We start from the raw sequence: 19252 nt of genomic DNA on the forward strand, positions 1-19252 counted from the left end.
ACCGGAGGAGTGATGGTCATGGCACGCGGGCGGCTGCGCGTGTACCTGGGGGCCGCCCCCGGCGTGGGCAAGACCTACGCCATGCTCGGCGAGGGCCGGCGGCGGCACGAGCGCGGCACCGACGTGGTCATCGGATTCGTGGAGTGCCACGGCCGTCCCCGGACGATCGAGCTCCTGGAGGGGCTGGAGACGGTGCCCCGCAAGACCATGGAGTACCGCGGCACGAGCTTCACCGAGCTCGACGTCGACGCCGTCATCGCCCGCGCGCCGCAGGTGGCGCTGATCGACGAGCTGGCGCACACCAACATCCCCGGCTCGCGCAACACCAAGCGCTGGCAGGACATCGAGCAGATCCTGGAGGCCGGCATCACCGTGATCACCACGGTGAACATCCAGCACCTCGACTCGCTGAACGACGTCGTCGAGCAGATCACCGGCGTGGCGCAGCGCGAGACCGTGCCCGACGAGGTCGTGCGCCGGGCCGACCAGGTCGAGCTCGTCGACATGACGCCGGAGGCGCTGCGCCGCCGGATGGCGCACGGCAACGTCTACCAGGCCGAGAAGATCGACGCCGCGCTGTCGAACTACTTCCGTGTCGGCAACCTCACCGCGCTGCGCGAGCTGGCCCTGCTCTGGCTGGCCGACAAGGTCGACGACCAGCTCGACCGCTACCGCGCCGACCACCGCATCAGCCAGACCTGGGAGGCCCGCGAGCGCGTCGTCGTCGCGCTGACCGGCGGGCCGGAGGGCGACACGCTCATCCGCCGCGCGGCGCGGATCGCCGACCGCGCCAAGGGCTCAGACCTGTTCGCCGTGCACGTGACCGCCGCGGACGGGCTCACCGGTGCCCGCCCGGCCGAACTCGCCCGCCAGCGTGCCCTGGTGGAGAGCCTGGGCGGCACGTACCACCAGGTCGTCGGCGACGACATCCCGCAGGCGCTGCTCGACTTCGCGCGCGGCGTGAACGCGACCCAGCTCGTGCTCGGCGCCTCCCGGCGGGGCCGGTTCGCGCAGATCTTCTCGCGCGGTGTCGGGATGACCACGACCGCGATGTCCGGCGCGATCGACGTGCACATGGTCACGCACGAGGAGGCCAGCCGTGGGCGCCGGTCCGCGCGCGCCGGCGGCCTGACGTGGACCCGGCGGGGCGTCGGGTTCGGGCTGGCCGTGGCCGGGCTGCCGCTGCTCACCCTGCTGCTGGCGAACCTGCGCGGACAGCTCTCCCTCGCCAGCGACATCCTGCTGTTCCTCGTGGCGGTGGTCGCGGTCGCCCTGGCCGGCGGCCTGTACGCGGCGCTGTTCGCCGCCGTCGCCGGCTCCCTGCTGCTCAACTACTTCTTCACCCCGCCGATCCATGAGTTCACCATCAGCGAGTGGGAGAACGCGCTCGCGCTCGCCGCGTTCGTCGTCGTGGGGGCCGCGGTGAGCGTGGTGGTGGACTCCGCCGCCCGGCGCACCCGCGAGGCCGCCCGCGCCAGCGCGGACGCCGAGATGGTCTCCAACCTCGCGGGTAGCGTGCTGCGCGGCGAGAGTACCCCGGGTGACCTGCTCGAACGTCTACGCGTGGCGTTCGGGCTGGACTCGGTGACGCTGCTCGAACGCCGTCCCGACGCCCCGCTGACGCCGGGCCGCCAGGGCGATCCGGGCTGCTGGCGGATCGCGGCGACCGTCGGCGGCGAACCCTGCTGCAGCCCCGACGAGGGCGCCGCGGAGATCGCCGTGGACGACGACCTCACGCTCGTGCTGCGCGGCCGTACGCCGTCGGCCGCCGACCAGCGCGTGCTGGAGGCGTTCGCGGCGCAGGCCGGGCTCGCGCTGCGCCAGCACCGGCTCGCCGAGGAGGCCGAGCAGGCGCGCCCGCTCGCCGCCGCCGACCGGATGCGCACCGCCCTGCTGGCCGCCGTCAGCCACGACCTGCGCTCGCCCCTGTCGTCGGCCAAGGCCGCGGTGGAGAGCCTGCGCACCGGCGACGTGGCCTGGACCGCGGGGGAACGCGACGAACTGCTCGCCACCGCGGACGAGTCACTGGAACGCCTCGCCCGGCTCGTGGCCAACCTGCTCGACATGAGCCGCCTGCAGGCCGGCCTGCTCGACGTCACGGCCCAGCCGCTCGCCGCCGAGGAGGTCGTGCCGCGCGTCGTCGCCGACCTGGGCCCGGCCGGCGACGGCGTACGGGTGCGGATCCCCGCCGGGCTGCCCGACGTTCTCGCCGACCCCGCGCTGCTCGAACGGGTCCTGACGAACCTGGTCTCCAACGCGATCCGGTACGGATCGGCGGAAGAACCCGTCCTCGTCACGGCCAGCGCGCTCGCCGACCGCGTCGAGCTGCGGGTGATCGACCGCGGGCCGGGCATTCCCGAGGCCGACCGCGACCGGGTCTTCCTGCCCTTCCAGCGCCTCGGCGACCACGACAACGCCACCGGCGTCGGACTGGGCCTGGCCCTGTCGCGCGGCCTGGTGGAGGCCATGGGCGGCACGCTCGATCCCGACGACACGCCGGGCGGCGGCCTGACCATGATCGTCACCCTGCCCGTGTACACGCCGGACCTCGCCGACCCGGTCCTGACGTCCCACCTGGACGCCGTACGAGAGAGGCGAGGACGGTGACCCGGGTCCTGGTGGTCGACGACGAGCCCCTCACCGCGCGGACACTGGGCCTCAACCTGCGGGCCCGCCGGTACGAGGTCAGCGTCGCGCGCGACGGGAACGAGGCCCTCCGGCGGGCCGTGGACTGGCATCCGGACGTCGTCGTCCTGGACCTCGGCCTGCCCGACATCGACGGCGTCGAGGTGATCCACGGGCTGCGCGGCTGGAGCCAGGTGCCGATCATCGTGCTGTCCGGCCGTACCCGCGCCGAGGACAAGATCGCCGCGCTGGACGCCGGCGCCGACGACTACGTGACCAAGCCCTACGGCCTCGGCGAGCTGCTCGCCCGCATCCGCGCCGCCGGCCGCCGCGCCCCCGGGCCCGGCCCGGCGCCGGTGGTCAAGATCGGCGATCACGTCGTGGACCTGGAGGACAAACGGGTGACCCCGCCGGTGCACCTCACGCCGACCCAGTGGCGGATGCTGGAGATCCTGCTGGCCAACCCCGGCCGGCTCGTGAGCCAGCGGCGCCTGCTCACCGAGGTCTGGGGGCCCTCGTACGCGCGGCAGTCGCACTACCTGCGCCAGTACATGGCCCAGCTCCGCCGCAAGCTGGAGGCCGACCCCGGTCATCCACGCCACCTGCTGACCGAGCCCGGCATGGGCTACCGGTTCCAGCCATGACGCGGGTCCTGCCCGCACGGTTCGCGAAGGCGGGAGAGGAGACCGGGGAACGGCACCGCCTGTCGGTCCCGGGCGGCCTCGCCGCGCTCTCCCTCGACGCCATGGCCTCCGTCGCGTACGGTCCGGAGGCCGTCGTCATCGTGCTGGCCGCCGGTGGGGGAGCGGCCCTCGGCTACACGGTCCCGGTCACACTCGCCATCGCGGCGCTGCTCGGCGTGCTCACGCTGTCGTACCGGCAGGTGATCGCCGCCTTCCCGCAGGGCGGCGGCGCGTACGGGGTGGCCAAGGCCTACCTCGGCCGGCGTGCCTCCCTGGTCGCCGCCGCGTCGCTGGTCGTCGACTACGTGCTCAACGTCGCGGTGTCGATCGCGGCGGGCGTAGCCGCGCTCACCTCGGCGGTGCCGGGCCTGCTGCCGTACACGGTCTGGCTGTGTATCGCGGTGCTCGGCCTGGTCACCGCGGTGAACCTGCGCGGCATCGCGCACAGCGCCCGGATGTTCATCGTGCCGACCGCGATCTTCGTGCTGTCCGTCCTCGCCGTCATCGCCGTCGGCCTGCCGCGCGACCGGCCCGTCGTCATCGCCCATCCGGTCGCGCAGGCGCAGGATCTGCGGGCGGTCGGCGTGCTCCTGCTGCTGCGGGCCTTCGCGAACGGGTGCGCGGCGCTGACCGGCGTCGAGGCGATCGCCAACGCGGTGCCCTCCTTCCGGCGGCCCCGCGTACGGCGGGCGCAGCGGGCGGAGGTCGCGCTCGGCGCGCTGCTCGGTGTCATGCTGATCGGCATCTCGGTGCTGATCGTCCGCTTCCACATCCGGCCGGTGCGGGGTGTCACGGTGCTCTCGCAGGTCACCGAGGGCTCGCTCGGGCACGGGATCGGCTACTACGTCGTCCAGTTCGCCACCGTCGTGCTGCTGGCGCTGGCCGCCAACACCTCCTTCGGCGGCATGCCGGTCCTGACGCACCTGCTCGCCAAGGACCACAACCTGCCGCACCTGTTCGCGCTGCGGGGCGAACGCCAGGTGCACCGCTACGGCATCTTCTTCCTGACCGCCACCGCCGCCCTTCTGCTCGTCGGCACGCGTGGCGCCATGAACACCCTCGTGCCGTTGTTCGCCATCGGGGTGTTCGTCGGCTTCACCCTCTCCCAGGCGGGCATGGTGCGGCACTGGTGGACCGGGCGGCCGCCCGGCTGGCGCCCGCGTGCGGCCCTCAACGGTCTCGGCGCGCTGATGACCGGCGTCGCCGCGATCGTCATCTCCGTGACCAAGTTCCCCGAGGGCGGCTGGTTGATCGTGGTGGCCATGCCGCTCCTGGTGTGCCTGATGTCGGTGGTGAACCGGGCGTACGGGCGGATCGGGCGGCGGCTGGAGCTGGACCGGGTCCCCGCACACCCACGGCCCCGCAGGTCCCTGGCGATCGTCCCGGTCGGCGACGTGAACCGGCTGACCCAGGAGGCGATCTCGACCGCGCTGTCCCTCGGTGACCGGGTCGTCGCGCTGCGGGTGGTCCACCCGGACGATCCGGAGGAGACCACGGGCTTCATCCGTGCCTGGGAGCGCTGGGCCCCGGACGTCAGCCTCGCCCTGGTGAACGACCGGCACCGCCGGCTCGTGGACCCGATCGTGGAGTACGTGCGAGGCGTCGGCGAGCCGCACGTCTTCGTGCTGATCCCGGAGGTCGAACCCGCTCACGTCTGGCAGCGGATCCTGCAGAACCAGCGCGGGGCCCTGCTCGCCCACGCCCTCCGCCGCGACACCGACGCCGTGGTCTGCCGCCTGCGCTTCCGCCTCGATGAGCGCCCGGTCCGCGCGCCGGGACACAATGCGTAGTGGGGGGGTGATGTGAGGATGCCGCGAGGCAGGCTGAAGATCTACTTCGGTTCGGCGCCGGGCGTCGGCAAGACGTACGCGATGCTCGGCGAGGCGGCACGGCGCCGTGAGCGCGGCACCGACCTGGTCGTCGGCTTCGCCGACCCCCACGGCCGCCCCCGCACCGCCGCGCTGCTGGACGGCCTGGAGACCGTGCCGCCACGGCACGGCGAGATGGACGTCGACGCGGTGATCGCGCGGGCTCCGCAGGTCGCCTTCGTCGACGAGATCGCGCACACCAACGCGCCCGGCGCCCGCAACGACAAGCGCTGGCAGGACGTCGAGGAGATCCTCGCCGCCGGCATCGATGTCGTCTCGACCGTCAACGTCGAGCACCTGGAGTCGCTGGCCGACGTGGTCGAGCGGATCACGGGCGTGCGCCGGCGCGAGACGGTGCCCGACGAGGTCGTCCGCCGGGCCGACCAGATCGAGCTGGTCGACATGTCGCCGGAGTCGCTGCGCCGCCGTCTCGCGCACGGCGACGTCTACCCGTCCGAGCGGGTCGACGCGGCGCTGGCGGACTACTTCCGCGTCGGCAACCTGACCGCGCTGCGCGAGCTGGCCCTGCTGTGGGTCGCCGACCGCGTCGACGACGCCCTCGCGCGCTACCGCGACGAGAAGGGCATCACCCGCACCTGGGAGGCGCGTGAGCGGATCGTCGTCGCGCTGACCGGCGGTCCGGAGGGCGACACGTTGATCCGGCGCGCCGCGCGGATCGCCGCCCGCGCCGGCCGCGGTGACCTGGTCGCGGTGCACGTCGCCCGGCTGACCGGCCGGCCGGCCCGGCTCGCCGACGGCTCGCCCGAGGCCCTGGCGCGCCAGCGCGCCCTGGTCGAGGGCATGGGCGGTTCGTACCACCAGGTGACCGGGGACGACGTGTCCGGGGCGCTGATCGAGTTCGCGCAGGCGGTGAACGCCACCCAGATCGTGCTCGGATCCAGCCGCCGCGGCCGATGGCACCAGTACCTCTCCGGTCCCGGCGTGGGCGCGACCGTCGCCGGCCGGTCCGGCGACGTCGACGTGCACATCGTCACGCACGACTACGCCGGCAAGGGCCGTGGCCTGGCGACGGTCGCCCGCACCTCGCTGGGGCACCGGCGGCTGACCGCCGGCTGGCTGCTCGCCGTGTGCGGCCCGCCGGCCCTCACCGGGGTCCTGTCGATCCCGGGGGCGCGGCTGGGCCTGCCCACCGAACTGCTGTTCTTCCTCGCCCTGACCGTCGGGGTGGCCCTGGTCGGCGGGCTGTGGCCGGCCGTCGTGGCGGCCGTGGCGGGCTTCCTGCTCCTCAACTGGTACTTCACCCCGCCGCTGCACACCCTGACGGTCGCCGAGCTGGAGAACGGCTTCGCGCTGTTCGTCTTCGTGGCGGTGGCCGTCGCGGTGGCCACCGTGGTCGACCTCGCCGCGCGCCGCAGCTCGCAGGCCGCGCGGGCGCGCTCGGAGGCGACCACGCTCAGCCTGCTCGCGACGAGCGTCCTGCGGGGCGAGGACGCCCTGCCCGAGCTGCTCGAACGCGTACGGGAGACGTTCGGGCTGGCCTCGGTGTCCCTCCTGGAGCGGACCGGCGACACCTGGGAGCGGATCGCCTCCGCCGGCGCCGACCCGTGCGGACGGCCGGACGACGCCGACGTCCGCGTGCAGGTCAGCGACACCCTGACGCTGGCGCTGCGCGGCCGGGTGCTGCCCGCCGCGGACCGCCGCGTACTGGCCGCCTTCGCCTACCAGGCCGCCGCGGCGCTGGACCGGCAGCGGCTCGCCGAGCAGGCGCGCCAGGCCCGTAGCCTCGCCGAGGGCAACAAGATCCGTACGGCCCTGCTCGCCGCGGTCTCCCACGACCTGCGCACGCCGCTCGCCTCGATCAAGGCCAGTGTCGGCAGCCTGCGCTCGGATGAGGTCCAGTGGGACCCCGCCGACGAGGCCGAGCTGCTCGCCACGATCGAGGAGTCGGCCGACCGGCTCGACCGGCTGGTCGCCAACCTGCTCGACATGAGCCGCCTGCAGACCGGCGCGGTGAACCCGCTCACCCGCCCGATGTCGATCGACGAGGTCCTCGCGCCCTCACTGGCCAACGTGCCGGGCGACCAGGTGAAGATCGAGGTCCCCGAGGACCTCTCGCCGGTCCTGACCGACCCGGGCCTGCTGGAGCGGGCCCTGGCCAACGTCGTGGAGAACGCCGTACGGCACGGCGGCGACGAACCCGTGCGGATCTCGGCGAGTGAACACGGCGGCGTGGTGGAGCTGCGGGTCACCGACCGCGGGCCGGGCGTGCCCGACTCGGCCAAGATCCAGATGTTCGAGCCGTTCCAGCGGCTCGGCGACCGCCCGCGCGGCGACGGCGTCGGCCTGGGCCTCGCCGTGGCGCGTGGCTTCGCCGAGGCGATCGGCGGCGACCTGCACGCCGAGGACACCCCCGGCGGCGGGCTGACCATGATCTTCACCCTCCCGGTGGAGGCGCGTGACTCCGAGGAGGGCCTGTGACGAGGGTGCTGGTGGTCGACGACGAGCCGCAGATCGTGCGTGCGCTGCGCATCAACCTGCGCGCCCGCGGCTACGAGGTGGACGCCGCGCCGGACGGCCGCACCGCCCTGGACCTGGCCGCGCGCCGGCACCCCGACGTGATCGTGCTGGACCTCGGACTGCCCGACATGGAGGGGGCCGAGGTGATCAAGGGCCTGCGCGGCTGGACCAGCGTGCCGATCATCGTGCTGACCGCGCGGCACGCCTCGGAGGAGAAGGTCGAGATCCTCGACGTCGGCGCGGACGACTACGTGACCAAGCCGTTCGGCATGGACGAGCTGCTGGCCCGGCTGCGCGCCGCCGTACGCCGATCGCAGCCGCCCGAGGAGGACGCCGTGGTCGTCACCGACGACTTCACCGTCGACCTGGCGGCCAAGAAGGCCACCCGCGACGGCTCGGACGTACGCCTGACGCCGACCGAGTGGCACGTCCTGGAGGTGCTGGTCCGCAACGCGGGCCGCCTGGTGAGCCAGCAGCAGCTTCTCCGCGAGGTGTGGGGTCCGTCGTACGCGAACGAGACCGGGTACCTGCGGGTGTACCTCGCCCAGCTGCGCCGCAAGCTGGAGGCCGACCCGTCCCGCCCCCGGCACCTGATCACCGAGCCGGGGATGGGCTACCGCTTCGAGCGCTGACCGGCGCGGTCAGCACGGCGCGCGCCCGTGCGTACAGGAGCCCCGACCGGGTGAGCGTCATCGCCATGGCCATGAAGATCAGCGCATCGGTGAGCGCGCCCTCCGACACCCGGTGGGCGGCCATCCACTCGCCCAGCCGGGCGCTCCAGAGGTGCGCGCTGCCGTAGGAGAAGAACATCCGCGCGGCGACCACGCCGATCCAGGCCAGCGCGTACGGCACACCCGCACGAGTCATCGCGCGGCGCCGCTCCTCGACGACCTCGGCGTACACCGGCATGAGAGCGCTGACCACCAGGCCGAACAGCAGGCCCGCGGCCGCCCCGCCGATCTCCAGCATCAGGCCGTAGCCGCCGCTCGCGGCATTTCCGAGGAAGAACGGCACCACCGCGGCAGCGGTGATCACCGGACGCAGCACCCGGAACCGGCGGACCCTCCGGCGTCCGAGGTCCGACTCCAGCACCACCGCGAGTACGGCGAGATTGACGATCCAGACACTGGCATCCATGGCCGTGGCCTTCCTGCAGACGCGTTCCGACGGCGAAGAACCTAGGAACGCGGCCGCCCGCCCGTCGTCGACCCCGAGGCCGAGCAGGGTGGAGACGCGGGTTCTCCACCCGATCTCCACCCGGCGTCGGCGGGTGGATGCCACGCGGTCCTCTTAGGATTGCCGCGTGTCTCCGCGTGTGATGCCGACGCCACGCCGTGTGCTCGAGAGCACGCAGCCGCTGGTCCTGACGGCCGCGCTGGTGTGGGCGCTGCTGGACGAGAGCCTCAGCCGGCACGGCCGGCCGCCGGCGGCCGATGTCTGTGTGGCGCTGCTGGTACTCGGCTGGTGCGTCTGGGTGTGGTCGTCCCGGCGGCCCGCCGGGCAGCTCGGCGCGCTGGTGCTCTTCGCCGTCTCCGGTGGGGTGCTCGCCATGGTCGCCACCAGCGGTCCGGGCACCGCGGCGGGTGCGACGGCGCTCGCGATCGCGGCCACCGGACGGCGGCCGGAGTCCTCGCTCGCGGTGCTGGGGGTCGCGATCCTGGGCACCGTGATCGCCGCCGTCGCCGCCGGTACGCCCCCGGCGACGTGGCTGGGCTGCGCCGGGACGTTCCTGGGCTGCTGGGTCATCGGCGGCGTGCGGCGTTCGTACGGGCTGCGGGCCGAAGAGGCCGAGCACGCCCTCGCCCAGGAGCGCCGTGCCGTCGCCGCCGAGAAGCACGCCGCGGCGCTGGAGGAGCGCGCCCGCATCGCCCGGGAGATCCACGACATCCTGGCGCACTCGCTGTCCGCTCTCTCGGTGAACCTCAGTGCCGCCGAGGGGTTCCTGGCCGACGAACGGCTCCCCGCCGGACAGCGCGAACTGGTCAAGGCCCAGGAGTGCGTACGCCGCGCCGGTCGCCTCGCCCGGGAGGGAATGGCCGAGACCCGCCAGGCCGTACTGGCGCTGCGCGAGGACCTCCGTCCGCTGACCGAGGCGCTGGCCGAACTCGCCGAGACCCACGGCGCCGCCGTGGAGGTCACCGGCTCACCGGTGGAGCCGTCCCCGGCCGCCGGCCTGGTGGCGTTCCGTACCGCGCAGGAGGCGCTGACCAACGCGCGCAAGCACGCTCCGGGCGCCGCGGTGCGCATCCGGCTGGACCACCGCGCCGACGTCATCGAGCTGACCGTGCGCAACGCCCCGCCCGAGGCCGGCGTGGCCCGGCCGCTCGCCGACTCCGGCACCGGCCACGGCCTGACCGGGCTGGCCGAACGCGCCGCCGTGGCCGGCGGCGTCTTGGAGGCGGGTGTGGAGGATGACGGTGGCTGGCGCGTCTGCCTGAGGATCTCCCCGTGAGCGGCGTGGACGCGCCGGTCCGCGTCGTCCTGGCCGACGACCAGGCGGCCGTGCGTGAAGGGCTGGAGTTGCTGCTGGAGACGCTGCCCGGCATCGCCGTGGCGGCGGCAGCGGCGGACGGCGACGCCGCGGTGGAGGCGGTGGCCCGTACCGAGCCCGACGTCGCCCTCCTCGACCTGCACATGCCCGGCTGTGACGGCATCGAGGCCACTCGCCGCATCCGGGAGCGGCACCCGGCGACCCAGGTCGTGGTGCTGACCACCTACGCCGACGACGACAGCATCCTGGGCGCGCTGCGGGCCGGCGCGCTGGGCTACCTCACCAAGGACGCCGGCCGGGAGGAGATCCGCCACGCCCTGCACGCCGCCGCGCACGGCCAGGCGGTGCTGGATCCCGCGGTGCAGCGGCGGCTCGTCGCGGCCGCCTCCCGTGCGTCGCGGCCCGCGGACTCCGGCGAGCTCACCGCCCGCGAGATCGAGGTGCTGCGGCTGCTGGCCACGGGCGGCTCCAACCGCGCCATCGCCCGGAGGTTGTTCATCAGCGAGGCGACGGTGAAGACGCACATCAACCACATCTTCGCCAAGACCCGCTCGCCCGACCGCGCCGCCGCCGTCCGCTACGCGTACGACCACGGCTTCGTCCGGCCCGGCGAGACCGCCGGCTGAGCCACCAAGCCGGGCGTTAAAAAGGCGTGCGTTAGGAACGCGTTAAGAACGCCCGAGGCGGCGTTAAGGCACCGTTAGCGACGCCCGGACAGGGCCCCTTCGCCGTATTTGCTGGCGATTGTGAAGCAAGCCGTCCTCCACGCCCCCAAGCGTGTCCTCGTCGGCCGTCCGCTCCGGACCGGGCAGATGGGGGAGACACTCCTGCCCAAGAAGCTGGCCCTGCCGGTCTTCTGCAGCGACCCCCTGTCGTCCGTGGCGTACGCGACGGAGGAGATCCTGCTCGCGCTCAGCCTCGGCGGGCTCGCCATGCTCACCCTGTCCTGGTGGGTGGGCGCCGGCGTCGTCTTCCTGCTGCTCGTCGTCGTGGCGTCGTACCGGCAGACGTGCCACGCCTACCCGGGCGGCGGCGGGGCGTACGCGGTCAGCCGGGCCAACCTGGGCGAGAACGCCTCGCTGATCGCGGCGAGCGCGCTGCTCATCGACTACGTGATGACCGTCGCCGTGTCGGTCGCCGCGGGCGTCGCCAACGTCGTGTCGGCCATCCCGGCGCTGGGGCCGCACGCGGTGGGCATCGCGCTCAGCCTCATCGCGATCATCGCGGTGATGAACCTGCGCGGCGTCAAGGAGTCCGGCCGCGCCTTCGCGATCCCCACGTACGGCTTCGTGGCCAGCGTGTTCGTCATGGTGGCCGCCGGGTTCGTACGCGCGGCGTTCGGGCACGCGCCGTCCGCCGAGTCGGCGTCGCTGACCGTCCACGCCTCGCACGGGACGGCCGGGGCCGCCGCGGTGCTGCTGGCGCTGCGCGCCTTCGCCCAGGGCTGTACGGCGCTGACCGGCGTCGAGGCGGTCAGCAACGGCGTGCCGAACTTCAAGCCGCCCAAGAGCAGGAACGCCGCCACCACTCTGACGATCATGGGCCTGCTCGCCGTGACGATGTTCGGCGGCATCACCGCGCTCGCCTCCATCGCCCACGTGCACATCGCCGAGGACCCGGCGCAGCTCGTCGGCGCGCCGCGCGGCTACGAGCAGAAGACGGTGGTCGCCCAGCTCAGCGGCGCGGTGTTCGGCCACGGGTCGTTGCCGTTCTTCCTGATCCAGGCGTTCACCGCCGCGATCCTGGTGCTGGCGGCCAACACGGCTTTCAACGGCTTCCCGATCCTGGCCTCGATCCTCGGCGGCGACGGGTACCTGCCGCGCCAGTTCGCCCGGCGCGGCGACCGGCTGGTCTTCAGCAACGGCATCGTGATCCTGTCGCTGCTCGCCGGCGCGCTGATCTGGGCGTTCGACGCCAGCACCACGCGCCTCATCCAGCTCTACATCATCGGCGTGTTCGTGTCGTTCACGCTGAGCCAGAGCGGGATGGTCAAGCACTGGGGCGACGAGCTGCGCCGTACGACCGATCCGGCGGGGAGACGCGCGATCCACCGGTCCCGGGCGATCAACCTCGTCGGCGCGGTCCTCACCGGCCTGGTCCTGGTGATCGTGCTGCTCACCAAGTTCCTGCACGGCGCCTGGATCGTGGTCGTCACGCTGCCGCTGGTCTTCCTGATGATGAAGGCGATCAACCGGCACTACCGGCGGGTGGCCGCCGAACTCGAGCCGAAGGAGGAGGGCGTGCCGCTGCCCAGCCGCATCCACGCGATCGTGCTGGTCTCCAAGCTGCACACGCCGACGCTGCGGGCGCTGGCGTTCGCGCGCGCGACCCGGCCGAGCACGCTGACCGCCCTGTCGGTGGCGACGAGCGAGGAGGAGGCGGCGACGCTGGAACGCGAGTGGAGCGAACGCGACCTTCCGGTGCCGTTGAAGATCCTCGACTCCCCGTACCGGGACATCACCGGGCCGGTGCTCGACTACGTCGGGCGGGTACGGACCAAGAGCCCGCGCGACGTGGTGTGCGTGTTCATCCCGGAGTACGTCGTCGGGCGCTGGTGGGAGCAACTGCTGCACAACCAGAGCGCGTTCCGGCTGAAGGCGCGGCTGCTGTTCCGGCCGGGCGTCATGGTCACGAGCGTGCCGTGGCAGCTCGGATCGGCCAAGGCGGCCCTGGCCCGGCGCCCGGAGGACACGGGTTTCGCGGCCCGGCGGAGGGTGCGCTCAGGTGCGGCGTGATGTCACCTTTTCCCCCGCTTTGAATCTCGGATGGATGGCTTAGTCTTGCCAAACATGGATGACGTGCCCGACACGGGCGACGAGGACTCAGGGTCACGGGGTCTGCGCGGGTTCCTGCGCCGGCTGACGTCGAGCAAGGCCGAACTCGAGGCCCAGGAACTCCAGAAGACCAGCGGATCCGAGGGCGCCACTCCCATCAAGGCGTGCGCCGCTCGTCGGCGTGCCTGCGTAGCGGGTACGCTACGGACTGTGACACTGCGGCCGCGGGGCGGAGCCCCCGCGCTGGAGGCCGAGCTCTACGACGGGTCCGACGTGATCGACCTCGTCTGGCTCGGCCGCCGGCGCATCGCCGGCATCGAGCCGGGCCGTCTCGTACGCGCCGAGGGTCTCGTCAGCGTCCAGGACGGCCGTAAGGTCATGTTCAACCCGCGATACGAGCTGCGGGGCAGCGCGTGATCGATGACGCGGGCGCCCCCCGAGGAGGTCAGGTGAACGACCCGGCCCGGCGCGACTCGGGGTCCGCGGACCCGGCGCCCGAGGAGACGGCACCCGAGGTGCCGGAGAAGGCCGCGTACGACACGGTCGAAGAGGCCGTCCGGGCCCAGCTCTCCAAGGCCCTCGGCGGTGCGCGCGGTGTCGTCGAGGCGGCCATCCCGACGATCGGCTTCACCGTCTCCTGGATCGTGACCAAGGAGCTGAAGCTCTCCCTCGGCATCGGCGCGGCACTCGCCGTGGTCCTGCTGCTCGTACGCCTCGCGCAGCGCTCCACCGTGCAGTTCGTGCTCAACAGCATCTTCGGCATCGCGATCGCGGCCCTGTTCGCGCTGCGGTCCGGCAAGGCGCAGGACGCGTTCCTGCCGGGCATCATCTACAACGCCGGCTACGCCGCCGCGCTGCTCCTGTCGATCGTCGTGCGCTGGCCGCTCGTCGGCTTCATCATCGGCTCGGTCACGGGCGACCCGACCGCCTGGCACCGCGACCGCGAGATCGTCCGGCTCTGCTCCCGGCTCACCTGGCTGCTGCTGATCCCGTGCCTGGTGCGCGTCGCGGTGCAGTACCCGCTCTACCTGGCCGGTCACGTGGCGTGGCTGGGGGCGGCGAAGGTCGTCATGGGCTGGCCGCTGCAGGTCGCCGGACTGGCGGCGATGGTCTGGCTGCTGGCCCGCGGCCGTACGCCCCTGGACCGCCCGGCTTCGTGACTGTCCGTGGTCGTCACCGGGTATGAGGCGGACGGAAGCCTTGTCGTCTCATTCGGGGGACTTCGCATGCCCGGCAAGTACCACCTGTTCGCGGTCGTCGCCCTGGGCGCGGGTGCCACCGCGCTCGGCGCCGCGGTGGCCGAACGCATGACCGGCGCCGCCGAGTCGGGGAGCGCCGTCATCAAGGACGCCACCGGCAAACAGGTCGGCATGCTGCGCGTCGCGACCTCGGGCGGCAAGACCAAGATCACCATCACGGCGCAGGACCTGCCGCCGGGCTACCACGGCTTCCACATCCACGCGAAGGGCGTCTGCGACCCGAGGTCGAAGGATCCGGCGACGGGCAGCCCGTTCTTCAGCGCGGGCCCCCACTTCGACCTGGACGCCCACTCCCACCCGGCGCACTCGGGCGACCTGCCGCCTCTGCTGGTCAACGGGGACGGCACGGGCAGCGCGACGGTGAAGACCGACCGCTTCCAGTCCGCGCAGCTGTTCGATCGGGACGGCAGCGCGATCGTCATCCACGCGGCACCGGACAACCAGGCCAACATCCCCAAGCGCTACGCGGCGTCCGGCCCGGACGCCGAGACCCTCAAGACCGGCGACTCCGGCGCCCGCATCGCCTGCGGCGTCATCACGAAGCGTCAGTCCGGGCGCGGGTAGGGCCGGGTCGCCGGTCCGAGCTCAGGCCTCAGTGCCGAGGCCCGCTATGATCTCGTCATCGCTTAGGCCTTCCCGATCCGTCGGGAAGGCTTTTTTCATGCCCGGGACCGCACTTCGTTCGCCGTTCCGGCGAGAGAGGACTGCTGATCATGACCTTGCACACCGGCGGCGCGGCGGGCGCGGGTACCTGGAGGCTCGGTGACCTGACGGTCAACCGCATCGGCTTCGGCGCGATGCGCCTCACGGGCAGCGCCCCCTTCGACCTCGGCACGCCGAGCGACCGCGAACGGTCGATCAGGGTGCTCCGGCGCGCGGTCGAGCTGGGCGTCAACCACATCGACACGGCCGCCTTCTACTTCTCCTCGCTCCGCTCGGCCAACGAGCTGATCAACCGGGCGTTGGCGCCGTACCCCGACGACCTGCTGATCGCCACCAAGGTCTGGCCGGGCCGGGATCCCTCGGGCGAGTGGTGGTGGGCCACACCCGGGCAGCTGCGCGGCCAGGTCGAGGAGAACCTTCGGCAGCTCGGCCGTGACCACCTCGACCTGGTGAACCTGCGCATCCCTCCGAGCCGGCAGGCGAGCTCGATCGCCGAGCACTTCGGGGCGCTGGCCGAGCTGCGCGACGCCGGCCTCATCCGGCACCTGGGCGTCTCCAACGCCACCCTCGAACACCTCGCCGAGGCGCGGTCCATCGCGCCGGTGGCCTGCGTTCAGAACCCCTACGGCATCGGCGCGCCGCCCGAGGCGGGGGCCGTCCTGCGCGCCTGCGGCGAGCAGGACGTGGCGTTCGTGCCCTTCTTCACCATCGCCGGTGAAGGACGCGAAGCCGGCGCCGGCGCCGGTGACGGCTCGCAAATCCTCTCGGTCGCGCGGGCGCACGGCGCGACGGCCGCCCAGGTGCGACTGGCGTGGACGCTGCGGCAGGGGGCGCACGTGCTGGTCATTCCGGGGACCCGCGATCCGGGCCACCTCGCCGAGAACGTGGCCGCGGGCGCACTGCGCCTCTCCGACGACGAAATGGCGCGCCTCTCGTCCCACCACCGGCGGTCCGGAGCTGATCTAGGATCCTGCTGATCTTGGTCTCTCCGGACGGGAAAGACGTTCATGCGCCGATCTGCCGGACTCGCCCTCGCCGCACTTCTCCTGACGATCGGTGCCTCCGCGACGCCCGCGCAGGCCGCGGTCCGCATGGTCCTGTTCTGGGACATGTTCCAGCCGACCGAGGAGGAGTGGAACGAGACGGCGTTCGACACTCTGTCCACGGCGGTCGAGCGGGCGAAGGCCGCCGGCCTGTACGTCATCCTCGACTGCGTCCACATGTCCGGTGACCCGGATGGCCAGGAGCACGTCCCGGCCTGGGCGCGGGTGGACCCGGACGCCACGACCGAGGGCCTGGACGCGGTCGTGGAGAACGGCCTGGGCTTCCTGCAGACCATCGCCGACCGGTACAAGGACGAACCGGCGATCGCGGCGTACGACCCGGTCAACGAGCCGTTCCGCACCTCCACCCGGTCGGCGCGGCTGATGTCGGACTACACGCGGATCGTGAACGCGATCCGTGCCGAGGACGGCGTCACCAGCATCATGCTGGAGCCGTCGTACGGTGACGCGAAGGTGCCCGCCTCGTCGTTCTCCTCCCTCACTCCGACGAGCCGCGCCAACCTCATCTGGTCGGTCCACGACTACTTCAACGGCGCCTCGAAGAGCGGCTACACGGCCGGCTACGACGACGGCACCGGTCTGGGCATGGACCCGAACCCCTCCGACGGGACCACCGGTTACAACGCGGCGGACAAGGCCGCGCTCGCCACGCACCTGCGGGTACAGATCGACACGGCCTCGGCGCAGGGCATGCCGGTCTGGATCGGGGAGTTCGGCATCGGCAACGGCGCCACCGGCCACGACCAGTACGTCAAGGACAAGGTCGCGCTCTACAAGTCCAAGAGCATCGACTACGCCTGGTGGGAGTACTACTCCGACGGCGGCGACGGCCCGTTCAGCATGGTCGACGCGAATGACGCCTGGCGGTCCTGGGTCGGCCTGATCCCGTAGGCGCGTCCTCGGCGGCCTAGGCCGATTGGCCGCTGAGTGCGGTCATGCCGAGGAGGATGCGGTCGCTGGTGCTGCCGAAGACCACCTTCAACTCCAAGGACATCGAGCCGGTGGGCGTGAACGCGGCCGGCACCGTGTTGCATTCCGGTCTGGAACGGATAATCGCGCATGATGTGCTACCCAGTAGCACGGCGTGCACCGTCCAGATACGATAGATCCATGGCGGCACAGCCCGAGATCACACAACGCGATCTGCGTAATCGGTCCAAAGAGATCATGGATGCTGTCCAGGGCGGGCAGGCGTTCACGGTCACCCGGGACGGACATGAGATCGGTGAGCTGATTCCTTTGCGGCGACGGAGGCGGTTCGTCCCTCGAGGCGAGTTCGCGGCGATGTCCCGCGGCGCACCCGATATCTCCCTCGACGCCTTCCGCGCCGACCAGGACGCCACGGCCGATCAGGAGCTGAGCGACCCCTATGACCGTTGAACACGAGCGGGGGCTGCTCGACACCAACATCATGATCCTGCGTAAGTGGGTGAACCCCGAAGAGCTTCCTGCGGAGGTGGCCATCAGCGCCATCACGCTGGCGGAGCTTTCCGCGGGACCGCATGAGGTTCGTAGAGACCAGGATCAAGCGGGCTACGACGAACACGCTGAGCGCGCCCGGCGGCTGGATGTGCTTCAACGGGCCGAGAACGAGTTCGATCCCATCCCGTTCGACGTGGAGGCGGCGCGTAGTTATGGCAGGGTCTGCGCAGCCGTGATCGGCGCTGGCCGGAAGCCGAGACGCCGGGTGGCCGACTTGATGATCGCTGCCATCGCGATCGCCGAAGAGCTGCCCTTGTTCACCACCAACCCTGATGACTTCAAGGGCCTTGAGGACATCCTGACCGTTGTCCCCGTCACCCGGCCGAGAACGCCCCACGATCGGTGATGGCCGGCCCTGCCGGGGGAGGGCCTGGACGGGGGTCGCGGGTGATCCGCCACCGCGCGTAGGCGGCACTGGCACCAGGGCGAACATCAACGCCAGCGGCCGCGGCCGTGATCGAACCGGCCGCGGACCGGGATGAACTACCCCCGGACCAGGGTGGCCACGAGTGGGGAGCACCTGCGGGAGCTTGAGCTCGTCTACACCGTGCCGCAGCGCGTAACGTACGTCACCCCGCCGGAGGACCGGCCGGAGCGTCAGAATCCGAGCGTGTGGTCGCAGGACGCGATCGCGTACGCACCCGCGGATTTCGCGGCCTTGACCTTCTTGCCATCGACGTCGATCTCGCAGGTGATGGTTCCGCTGTCGGACTACACGCGGATCGTGAACGCGATCCGTGCCGAGGACGGCGTCACCAGCATCATGCTGGAGTCGTCGTACGGTGACGCGAAGGTGCCCGCCTCGTCGTTCTCCTCCCTCACTCCGATGAGCCGTGCCAACCTCATCTGGTCGGTCCACGACTACTTCAACGGCGCCTCGAAGAGCGGCTACACGGCTGGCTACGACGACGGCACCGGTCTGGGCATGGACCCGAACCCCTCCGACGGGACCGCCGGTTACAACGCGGCGGACAAGGCCGCGCTCGCCACGCACCTGCGGGTACAGATCGACACGGCCTCGGCGCAGGGCATGCCGGTCTGGATCGGGGAGTTCGGCATCGGCAACGGCGCCACCGGCCACGACCAGTACGTCAAGGACAAGGTCGCGCTCTACAAGTCCAAGAGCATCGACTACGCCTGGTGGGAGTACTACTCCGACGGCGGCGACGGCCCGTTCAGCATGGTCGACGCGAATGACGCCTGGCGGTCCTGGGTCGGCCTGATCCCGTAGGCGCGTCCTCGGCGGCCTAGGCCGATTGGCCGCTGAGGGCGGTCATGCCGAGGAGGATGCGGTCGCTGGTGCTGCCGAAGACCACCTTCAACTCCAAGGACATCGAGCCGGTGGGCGTGAACGCGGCCGGCACCGTGTAGCAGGTCGGTCCGACCGCGGTCCGGTCCGTTCCGTCGTCGAGCCGGACCAGCGCCGCGTCCGGTGTCGTCATGTCGCTGATCCGCGTCCCGCTGATGTACGTGCGGCCGACGACCGTTGTGGTGATGGAGTAACAGACCTGGACCGAACTGACCGAGGTGTTGTCCCACGGAAGTGAGAGGTACGCCCATTGGGAGTCGCTGTCGGTGGACACGGAAGTGGGCGTCAGAACGACCGCGGTACTCGGACCGGAATAGGGCCCGGCGGTGAATTTCGCCGTGGCCGGACCGGTCACGCCGTTGGCGGTGGTGCCGATAGGGCTGTACCGGGCGGTCTCGGCGACGGCCGCCGGCGCGGAGCCGGAACCGAACACCAGGAGGCTCGCGACCGGCGCCGCGACGGCGATCCCGGCGATGGTCGCCGGTAACAGAGGACGGCGCGTGAGGAACTTGGGCATGACTCGACTCCCGCTCGATGCATTCCGGTCTGGAGCGGA

At 72.0% G+C, this 19252-nt stretch carries 18 protein-coding genes; 16 read left to right on the forward strand and 2 right to left on the reverse strand.

Features of this window, described 5'->3' with window-relative positions; genetic code table 11:
- Window positions 1-18 precede the first annotated feature (18 nt).
- From QSK37_RS31870 to QSK37_RS31890, 5 genes are read left to right on the forward strand one after another with little or no spacing between them, the layout of a single operon-like run.
- Complete coding sequence (locus QSK37_RS31870) at window positions 19-2607, forward strand: sensor histidine kinase (RefSeq protein ID WP_285628670.1); 2589 nt, start codon at window positions 19-21, stop codon at window positions 2605-2607.
- Window positions 2604-3269 (forward strand): response regulator, encoded by a 666-nt coding sequence (locus tag QSK37_RS31875; protein ID WP_285628673.1) that lies wholly within the window; start codon window positions 2604-2606, stop codon window positions 3267-3269. The genes QSK37_RS31870 and QSK37_RS31875 overlap by 4 nt, the downstream gene beginning before the upstream one ends.
- Complete coding sequence (locus QSK37_RS31880; protein ID WP_285628679.1) at window positions 3266-5098, forward strand: APC family permease; 1833 nt, start codon at window positions 3266-3268, stop codon at window positions 5096-5098. Before QSK37_RS31875 ends, QSK37_RS31880 begins: the two co-directional genes overlap by 4 nt.
- 18 nt (window positions 5099-5116) lie before the next feature.
- Entirely contained in the window at window positions 5117-7615 is a 2499-nt protein-coding gene (locus QSK37_RS31885) for an ATP-binding protein (protein ID WP_285628681.1), read from the forward strand.
- Window positions 7612-8286: a response regulator gene (locus QSK37_RS31890; RefSeq protein ID WP_285581695.1), complete on the forward strand. Its 675-nt coding sequence runs from the start codon at window positions 7612-7614 to the stop codon at window positions 8284-8286. The genes QSK37_RS31885 and QSK37_RS31890 overlap by 4 nt, the downstream gene beginning before the upstream one ends.
- Here the strand turns inward: QSK37_RS31890 and QSK37_RS31895 are convergent.
- Window positions 8249-8935 (reverse strand): hypothetical protein, encoded by a 687-nt coding sequence (locus QSK37_RS31895; RefSeq protein ID WP_285628682.1) that lies wholly within the window; start codon window positions 8933-8935, stop codon window positions 8249-8251. The two genes, QSK37_RS31890 and QSK37_RS31895, sit on opposite strands and share 38 nt — an antisense overlap.
- A 22-nt stretch (window positions 8936-8957) precedes the next feature.
- On the opposite strand from QSK37_RS31895, the gene QSK37_RS31900 reads away from it, so the two are divergent.
- The 11 genes from QSK37_RS31900 to QSK37_RS31950 all read left to right on the forward strand — a co-directional run bounded on the left by QSK37_RS31900 (window position 8958) and on the right by QSK37_RS31950 (window position 18618).
- Window positions 8958-10106, forward strand: coding sequence for a sensor histidine kinase (locus tag QSK37_RS31900; protein ID WP_285628685.1), 1149 nt, complete (start codon window positions 8958-8960; stop codon window positions 10104-10106).
- Window positions 10103-10771 carry a response regulator gene (locus tag QSK37_RS31905; RefSeq protein ID WP_285628688.1) on the forward strand — a complete coding sequence of 223 codons (669 nt, stop codon included), beginning with the start codon at window positions 10103-10105 and terminating at the stop codon, window positions 10769-10771. The genes QSK37_RS31900 and QSK37_RS31905 overlap by 4 nt, the downstream gene beginning before the upstream one ends.
- Window positions 10772-10891: 120 nt before the next feature.
- The gene (locus QSK37_RS31910; RefSeq protein WP_285628690.1) at window positions 10892-12880 is read left to right on the forward strand and encodes an APC family permease; all 1989 of its coding nucleotides are present in this window, start codon (window positions 10892-10894) and stop codon (window positions 12878-12880) included.
- 54 nt (window positions 12881-12934) lie between these two features.
- A complete protein-coding gene (locus QSK37_RS31915; RefSeq protein ID WP_285628693.1) occupies window positions 12935-13336 on the forward strand; it encodes an OB-fold nucleic acid binding domain-containing protein in 402 nt (133 codons plus the stop codon).
- 32 nt (window positions 13337-13368) lie between these two features.
- Window positions 13369-14079 carry a DUF3159 domain-containing protein gene (locus QSK37_RS31920; protein WP_432705620.1) on the forward strand — a complete coding sequence of 237 codons (711 nt, stop codon included), beginning with the start codon at window positions 13369-13371 and terminating at the stop codon, window positions 14077-14079.
- Between the two features lie 66 nt (window positions 14080-14145).
- Complete coding sequence (locus QSK37_RS31925) at window positions 14146-14742, forward strand: superoxide dismutase family protein (protein ID WP_285628695.1); 597 nt, start codon at window positions 14146-14148, stop codon at window positions 14740-14742.
- Between the two features lie 149 nt (window positions 14743-14891).
- Window positions 14892-15818, forward strand: coding sequence for an aldo/keto reductase (locus QSK37_RS31930; protein WP_285628698.1), 927 nt, complete (start codon window positions 14892-14894; stop codon window positions 15816-15818).
- A gap of 30 nt (window positions 15819-15848) precedes the next feature.
- On the forward strand, window positions 15849-16796 hold the full coding sequence (locus QSK37_RS31935) for a glycoside hydrolase family 5 protein (protein ID WP_285628701.1): 948 nt from the start codon (window positions 15849-15851) through the stop codon (window positions 16794-16796).
- 219 nt (window positions 16797-17015) lie between these two features.
- Entirely contained in the window at window positions 17016-17285 is a 270-nt protein-coding gene (locus QSK37_RS31940; protein WP_285628704.1) for a type II toxin-antitoxin system Phd/YefM family antitoxin, read from the forward strand.
- Window positions 17275-17733, forward strand: coding sequence for a type II toxin-antitoxin system VapC family toxin (locus QSK37_RS31945; RefSeq protein ID WP_285628707.1), 459 nt, complete (start codon window positions 17275-17277; stop codon window positions 17731-17733). Before QSK37_RS31940 ends, QSK37_RS31945 begins: the two co-directional genes overlap by 11 nt.
- A 132-nt stretch (window positions 17734-17865) precedes the next feature.
- The gene (locus tag QSK37_RS31950) at window positions 17866-18618 is read left to right on the forward strand and encodes a cellulase family glycosylhydrolase (protein ID WP_285628710.1); all 753 of its coding nucleotides are present in this window, start codon (window positions 17866-17868) and stop codon (window positions 18616-18618) included.
- 16 nt (window positions 18619-18634) lie between these two features.
- On the opposite strand, the gene QSK37_RS31955 is transcribed toward QSK37_RS31950, so the two are convergent.
- Window positions 18635-19213, reverse strand: coding sequence for a hypothetical protein (locus QSK37_RS31955; RefSeq protein ID WP_285628713.1), 579 nt, complete (start codon window positions 19211-19213; stop codon window positions 18635-18637).
- Window positions 19214-19252 lie beyond the last annotated feature (39 nt).

Origin of the sequence: Actinoallomurus iriomotensis, from assembly GCF_030269445.1 — a bacterium.
Taxonomy (GTDB): Bacteria; Actinomycetota; Actinomycetes; order Streptosporangiales; family Streptosporangiaceae; genus Actinoallomurus; species Actinoallomurus iriomotensis.

Coding starts and splice junctions, on each gene's coding strand:
- QSK37_RS31870 (WP_285628670.1), top strand. CDS start 19: ATGGCACGCGGGCGGCTGCGCGTGTACCTGGGGGCCGCCCCCGGCGTG.
- QSK37_RS31880 (WP_285628679.1), top strand. CDS start 3,266: ATGACGCGGGTCCTGCCCGCACGGTTCGCGAAGGCGGGAGAGGAGACC.
- QSK37_RS31885 (WP_285628681.1), top strand. CDS start 5,117: ATGCCGCGAGGCAGGCTGAAGATCTACTTCGGTTCGGCGCCGGGCGTC.
- QSK37_RS31915 (WP_285628693.1), top strand. CDS start 12,935: ATGGATGACGTGCCCGACACGGGCGACGAGGACTCAGGGTCACGGGGT.
- QSK37_RS31925 (WP_285628695.1), top strand. CDS start 14,146: ATGCCCGGCAAGTACCACCTGTTCGCGGTCGTCGCCCTGGGCGCGGGT.
- QSK37_RS31930 (WP_285628698.1), top strand. CDS start 14,892: ATGACCTTGCACACCGGCGGCGCGGCGGGCGCGGGTACCTGGAGGCTC.
- QSK37_RS31935 (WP_285628701.1), top strand. CDS start 15,849: ATGCGCCGATCTGCCGGACTCGCCCTCGCCGCACTTCTCCTGACGATC.
- QSK37_RS31940 (WP_285628704.1), top strand. CDS start 17,016: ATGGCGGCACAGCCCGAGATCACACAACGCGATCTGCGTAATCGGTCC.
- QSK37_RS31945 (WP_285628707.1), top strand. CDS start 17,275: ATGACCGTTGAACACGAGCGGGGGCTGCTCGACACCAACATCATGATC.
- QSK37_RS31950 (WP_285628710.1), top strand. CDS start 17,866: ATGAACTACCCCCGGACCAGGGTGGCCACGAGTGGGGAGCACCTGCGG.
- QSK37_RS31955 (WP_285628713.1), bottom strand. CDS start 19,213: ATGCCCAAGTTCCTCACGCGCCGTCCTCTGTTACCGGCGACCATCGCC.